Genomic DNA, 6,041 nt, shown 5'->3' on the forward strand with positions numbered 1-6,041 from the left:
ATCTCGTCGTTTTCATCGTGGAGTCGCAAATGAAAGTCGCTTATATCGGTCTGGGCATCATGGGCCGTCCCTGCGTATTGAACCTGCTGAAGGCGGGCCACCAAGTGACGGTGTGGGCGCGCAGCCGCGAACGGGCCGAGCCCTTGTTGCAGGCGGGCGCAAGCTGGGCGGATAGCCCGGCCGAGCTGGCCGGCCAGGTCGAGCTGCTGATCACCAATGTGTCGGACACCGCGGATGTGGAACAAGTGCTGCTGGGCGAGCAAGGCGCGGTTCACGGCGCCGGCGCGGGCCTGGTCTGCGCGGACATGAGCACCATCGCGCCCAACGGCGCGCGCCGCATCGCGGAGAGACTGGCGGCTTATGGCGTGGACTTCCTGGACTGTCCGGTGTCCGGCGGAGAGGTGGGCGCTGTCAACGGCACGCTGACCATCATGGTCGGCGGCAAGGCCGAGGCCCTGGAGCGCGCGCGTCCGGCCCTGCAGGCCATGGGACAGACCATCACCCATATCGGCGCCAGCGGCGCCGGCCAGGTGGCCAAGGCCTGCAACCAGATCGCGGTCGGCGTCGGCGTCGCCGCGGTGGCGGAAATCATGAAGCTGGCCCAGGCCTGCAATGTCGATCCCGCGCCGGTGCGCGCCGCGCTGCTGGGCGGTTTCGCGCAGAGCAAAGTGTTGGATGTCCACGGCCAGCGGATGATAGACGACAACTACGCGCCGGGCTTCAAGGCCAAGCTGCACGCCAAGGACATGCGCATCGTGCTGGAGACGGCGCGCGAGCAGGGCATCCGCTTGCCGGAGGCGGAACGGGTGTCGGGCCTGATCGATCAGCTGGTGGCCGAGGGCGAGGGCGAGCTGGATTCGTCGGCGATCGCGCGGCTGATCTGGCGGCAGAACTGAGGCGGCGGACAAAAAACGGCGAGGCCGGGCCTCGCCGTTTTAGCAGAAGCGCCGGAGGGCGCTTCAGGCGACCTTGTCTTTCAGCTGCTTGCTGGGCAGAAACACCACTTTGCGCTTGGCGGCGATCTCGATGGTCTCGCCGGTCTTGGGATTGCGGCCGGTGCGGGCGGCGCTTTCCTTGACTTTGTATTTGCCCACCACGGTGGTGATTTCGTCGCCGTTGGCCAGCGCGTTTTGCAGCACTTCGTCAAAAGCGCCCAACACCCGGAGCACGTCGGCCTTGCTCAGGCCGGATGTCTCGGCCAAGGCCGCGATCAGTTCTGCTTTGGTCATGTTTTGGTCTTTCCCTAAGGTCTAGGAGGGCTTGCCGCGGCGGCTCTGGCCGCCGGCGCCGCGCTTACTCGATATTCTGGATCTGCTCGCGCATCTGTTCAATCAGTACTTTCAACTCCACCGAGGCCTGCGTGGTTTCCGTGGAGACCGATTTGGACCCCAGCGTGTTGGCTTCGCGATTCAACTCCTGCATCAGGAAGTCCAGACGCTTGCCGGACTGACCGCCGGCTTTCAGGATGCGGCGCACTTCGCTGAGATGGGTGCTGAGGCGGGCCAGTTCTTCATCGACGTCTATTTTCTGAGCGAACAGCGCGAATTCCTGCTTCAGCCGGTCTTCGTCGACATTGCCCAGCGCTTCTTGCAGGCGGCTGGACAGTTTGGACATATGAGCGTCCAGAATGGCCGGCAGCTTGGGCTTGATGGCGACGACGATGGCTTCCATGCCGGAGATGCGTTCTTCCAGCACCACCTTGAGTTTTTCGCCTTCGCGGCCGCGCGAGGCGTTGAAGTCCTTCAGCGCCACCGCCAGGCTTTCCGTGCACAGCTGCTGCAGCACTTCCGGCGGCAACTCGTTGGTTTTCATCACGCCGGGCCAGCGCATCAGCTCGCCTACCGACAGGCCGCGGTTTTCGCCGGCCTGCTCGCGCACCTGTTGCGAGACCTCGATCAGGCGCTGCAGCACGGCCTGGTTCAATTCCAGCGTCGGCACGGCGCTGTCCACCTGGTTGATGCCGACGCGGCATTCCAGCTTGCCGCGGCTGACCTTGGCGGAAATCAGCTCGCGCAATTGCGGCTCGATCACGCGCAATTCTTCCGGCAAGCGCATTTGCAAATCAAGGTAACGGTGGTTGACCGAGCGAATTTCTAGGCTCAGCAAACCGCCGGGAAATTCCCTGCTGCTTGCGGCAAAGCCTGTCATACTTAAAATCATCAGACACCCCCTTAGATGAGCGGATTGTTTACTTTCTCAAGGCTGGGCCCGAATTGCTTTGCTAAGCTCAATCCAAGGCCTGTGGACACTATAACAACTGACACCCCATGACTCAATCGAACCAGCAGACCGCTTTGCCGGCCGGCTCCCGGCTGGGCGAGTACACGATTGTCCGCCAACTCTCTGTGGGCGGCTTCAGTGTTGTCTATCTGGCGCTGGACGATCAGGACAATAAGTTCGCGATCAAGGAGTACTTGCCGCGCAATCTGGCGCTGCGCGACGAGGACGGCCACGTGACGGTGCCGCATGAGTTGGACCGCGAGGCCTTCAATCTGGGCCTGAAATGTTTTTTCGAGGAAGGGCGCATTCTCTCCGGCATTTCCCACCCCACCGTGGTGCGAGTGATCAATTTCTTCCGCGCCAATCAGACGGTCTATATGGTGATGGAGTACGCCGACGGCCGCTCGCTGGTGCGGGAACTGGAACTGGCCGGCGGACGGCTGGACGAGCGCCGCCTGCGCAAATGGTTCGCCGCGCTCTTGTCCGGGCTGCGGGAGGTCCATCTGCAGCGTCTGCTGCATCTGGACATCAAGCCCGCCAATATCTATCTGCGCCGCAACGGCGCGCCGCTGCTGCTGGATTTCGGCGCGGCCAGGCAGACCTTGTCGCGCCGCGACAAGCACTTCGCCTCGATGTACACCCCGGGCTTCGCCGCGCCCGAGCAATATGAAAAAGACGCGCCGCTAGGGCCGTGGACCGATATCTACGCGCTGGGCGCCTGTCTTTACGCTTGCATGGGCGGCGGCACGCCGCAGATTTCCAAGGAGCGCAAGGAAAGCGATCGGCTGACGCCGGCGAGCAAGGCCTTCCGCCATTTGTACTCCCGCGAGCTGCTGGAACTGACCGATCAGTGCCTGGCGCTGTCTCCGGAGGAGAGGCCGGCCACCGTGCCGGGGCTGCAAAAGCGCCTGATGGCGGAGGAGTACAGTCCGCCGGAAGAACTGGCGGGCAGCAAGTGGGTGGGATGGATAAAAAACTTGACTGGCGGACGCTCGTGATGAGGGGATCGGCATGAAACTATCCATCTATCAGGAAAGCCGCATCGGCGGGCGAGCGTACAACCAGGACAGGCTGGTGATCGCGCACTCGCGCGACACCGTGATGCTGGCGGTGGCCGACGGCATGGGCGGGCATATGCGCGGCGAAGTGGCGGCGCAAATCACGGTGGACCTGCTCAGCGAGCTGTTCTACCAGCAAGCCACGCCGACGCTGACGCATCCCAACCGCTTTCTCGTCAACGCGGTCAGCACCGCGCATCAAGTCATTCTCGATTACGCCGCCGACCACCGGCTGCCGGAGGTGCCGAGCACCACGGTGGTGGCGGCCATCATCCAGCAGGGGCAGTTGTACTGGTGTCATGTCGGCGATTCCCGCCTCTATCTGCTGGATGAGAAGGGCTTGCGTCTGCGTTCGCGCGATCATTCCCAGGTGCAGCGCCTGATCGATCAGGGCCAGTTGAGCGAGGACGCCGCCAAGGTGCATCCGGAACGCCACAAGATTTACAACTGTCTGGGCGCGGCCAGCGATCCGGACATCGACGTCGGCGAGAAACAAAGCGTGGGCGCGGGCTGCTCCATTCTGCTGTGCTCCGACGGCCTGTGGTCGCAGGTGATGGACCCGGAGCTGGAAAAGGTCTTCGTCCGCCGCAATGTCAGCCAGGTCTTGCCGGCGCTGATGAATGTGGCGGAGCGCCGCGCCGGCGCCGGCGGGGACAATCTGTCCGCGGCGGCGGTCACCCTGCTGGACGAGACGCAGGACTACGGCGAGCGCGAGGACGTGCTGGACACGGAAACGGCGACGCCGCGTCAGATGGGACGGATGATTCTGGACTCCAATCTGGAAACCATGCATCAGGAGATTCTGGCCAGCCGGGTGGCGGGCAAGCGCGACTAAGCGCCGTCGTCGGTGGCGACTGATATAATCGTCGGCATTTACCGTTCTGGACGATGACATGATGCGACCTTCCCAACGCCCGGCCGATGCCCTGCGCACGGTGCGGATCAGCCGCCACTACCTCAAGCACGCCGAAGGTTCGGTGTTGATCGAGTTCGGCGACACCAAGGTGATTTGCACCGCCAGCGTGGACGACGGCGTGCCGGGCTTCCTGAAGGGCAAGGGCCGAGGCTGGGTGACCGCCGAGTACGGCATGCTGCCGCGCTCCACCGGCTCCCGCATGCGCCGCGAATCCTCCGCCGGCAAGCAGTCCGGCCGAACCCAGGAGATTCAGCGCCTGATCGGCCGCTCGCTGCGCGCCGTGGTGGATCTGGAGAAGCTGGGCGAGCGCCAGATCCAGATCGATTGCGATGTGATCCAGGCCGACGGCGGCACCCGCACCGCCAGCATCACCGGTGCCTACGTGGCCTTGGCCGACGCGATCGGCCTGCTGCTGCGCGAGGGCAAGCTGAGCGAGAACCCGCTGCGCGACCAGGTGGCCGCCATTTCGGTGGGCCTGTACCAGGGCATGCCGGTGCTGGATCTGGATTACGCGGAAGACTCCAACTGCGACACCGATATGAATGTGGTGATGACGGGAGACGGCCGCTTCGTGGAGGTGCAGGGTACCGCCGAGGGCGAGCCGTTTGGCGATCAAGAGCTGCAGGCGATGTTGGGCCTGGCCCGTTCCGGCATCCGCGAGCTGGTGGCGCTGCAGCGCCAGGCGCTGGCGGAGTGAGGGCGCAAGCCCTGAATAGTAAAAAGCCCCGTCGCCGGGGCTTTTTTCATGGCTTGGCGCTCTTGCTGATGAACTGCTGCAGCGCATCGTAGAACATCGGCGCGCTGACGCTCATATTGTCTTCTTGCTTGCGCCGCGCGGCGGTGGGGGCGGAGCTTTGCACCGCGACGATCACCGGCTGACCCGGCCCCATCACGAACACCGGCGAGCCGCTATTGCCCTCCAGCGTGTCGCAGCGGTGGGTCAGGCGGCCGTCCGGGCGCAGCTTGGTCGCCTTGCAGGCGTTGTGCACCAGCAGGTGTTTTTGATCGTCGATGGGGTAGCCGCCCTGGGTCAGCGTCCAGCTCCGCTGGTTCAGCAATTCGCGCAACTGCTTGGCGTTGCCGCTGAAGACGGGCAGCACGCCTTGGGTGTCGCCCAAGGGGGTGGCCAGGCGGACGAAGGCGAAGTCGCGCGGCGCGATGCGCGGCGGGATGTAGAGGCCGTCGGCGCGGCGGTCCAGGCCTTTGAGGAAGCTCTTGTCCACCTGCACTTCCAAAATCTTGCTGCGCGCGGTGAATTCATCGCCCCACAGGCCGACGGTGAAGCTGACCGCCGGATCGAAACGGCCTTTCTCGTCGACGAAGCAATGGCCGGCGGTCAGCACCACGTCGCGCGCCACCAGCGCGCCGGTGCAAATGGTGCGGGAGCGGGTTTGCAATTGTCCGACGGCGAGCCAGGGTTGATGGTCGGGGCGAGTGCGGACGCGATCGTCCTGGCCGAAGAACAGGATCTTGTGTTCCGCGGAGACGGTGGGGGCGGCGGACGCCGGCAGGGCAAGCAGAACACTGAGGACAAGCAGCGGGAGTTTCATCGAGTTTGGCCTTGCAAATGAAAACGGGGCGCCGAAGCGCCCCGAATTATGTGCGATTGCCGGAGGTTCCGGCAATGCTCGCCGCCTGATTACTTGGCAGCGGAAGCAGCTTTTTTGGAAGCTTTCTTCTCGGCTTTCTTGGCCGGAGCGGAAGCTTCTTTCTTAGCGGCTTGGGCTTTCTGAGCAGCGGAAGCCTCTTTCTTGGCTACGTGCTTTTTGTGCTTTTTAGCGGCTTTTTTGGCCGGAGCGGAAGCGTCGGCTTTAGCGGCTTGAGCTTTCTGAGCAGCGGAAGCTTCT

The 6,041-nt window shown here is 63.8% G+C and carries 8 protein-coding genes; 4 read left to right on the plus strand and 4 right to left on the minus strand.

The genetic code is table 11. The features are described from left to right. The first annotated feature begins 29 nt into the window (after positions 1–29). Positions 30–896 carry an NAD(P)-dependent oxidoreductase gene (locus tag ACODRW_RS01985; protein ID WP_107800442.1) on the plus strand — a complete coding sequence of 289 codons (867 nt, stop codon included), beginning with the start codon at positions 30–32 and terminating at the stop codon, positions 894–896. A gap of 63 nt (positions 897–959) precedes the next feature. Here the strand turns inward: ACODRW_RS01985 and ACODRW_RS01990 are convergent, their stop codons facing one another. Together ACODRW_RS01990 and ACODRW_RS01995 are read right to left on the minus strand one after the other, a co-directional pair. After that, positions 960–1,229, minus strand: coding sequence for an HU family DNA-binding protein (locus ACODRW_RS01990; protein WP_048414328.1), 270 nt, complete (start codon positions 1,227–1,229; stop codon positions 960–962). Between the two features lie 64 nt (positions 1,230–1,293). Continuing rightward, a complete protein-coding gene (locus ACODRW_RS01995) occupies positions 1,294–2,160 on the minus strand; it encodes a YicC/YloC family endoribonuclease (RefSeq protein ID WP_488905081.1) in 867 nt (288 codons plus the stop codon). Positions 2,161–2,267: 107 nt separating this feature from the next. Here ACODRW_RS01995 and ACODRW_RS02000 point away from each other — a divergent pair, with 107 nt between their 5' ends. From ACODRW_RS02000 to rph, 3 genes are all read left to right on the plus strand, one after another. Continuing rightward, the gene (locus ACODRW_RS02000) at positions 2,268–3,218 is read left to right on the plus strand and encodes a serine/threonine protein kinase (protein ID WP_081545449.1); all 951 of its coding nucleotides are present in this window, start codon (positions 2,268–2,270) and stop codon (positions 3,216–3,218) included. Between the two features lie 13 nt (positions 3,219–3,231). Then, on the plus strand, positions 3,232–4,113 hold the full coding sequence (locus ACODRW_RS02005) for a PP2C family protein-serine/threonine phosphatase (RefSeq protein ID WP_235086925.1): 882 nt from the start codon (positions 3,232–3,234) through the stop codon (positions 4,111–4,113). 61 nt (positions 4,114–4,174) lie between these two features. Then, the gene (rph, locus tag ACODRW_RS02010; protein WP_107801945.1) at positions 4,175–4,891 is read left to right on the plus strand and encodes a ribonuclease PH; all 717 of its coding nucleotides are present in this window, start codon (positions 4,175–4,177) and stop codon (positions 4,889–4,891) included. Positions 4,892–4,937: 46 nt separating this feature from the next. Here the strand turns inward: rph and ACODRW_RS02015 are convergent, their stop codons facing one another. Both ACODRW_RS02015 and ACODRW_RS02020 read right to left on the minus strand, forming a co-directional pair. Continuing rightward, positions 4,938–5,744 (minus strand): trypsin-like serine peptidase, encoded by an 807-nt coding sequence (locus ACODRW_RS02015; RefSeq protein ID WP_107800439.1) that lies wholly within the window; start codon positions 5,742–5,744, stop codon positions 4,938–4,940. An 89-nt stretch (positions 5,745–5,833) separates the two neighbouring features. After that, on the minus strand, positions 5,834–6,041 hold a 208-nt coding region (locus ACODRW_RS02020; protein WP_488878295.1), incomplete at its 5' end, for a hypothetical protein.

It is taken from the genome of Chromobacterium sp. FG89, from assembly GCF_057808735.1.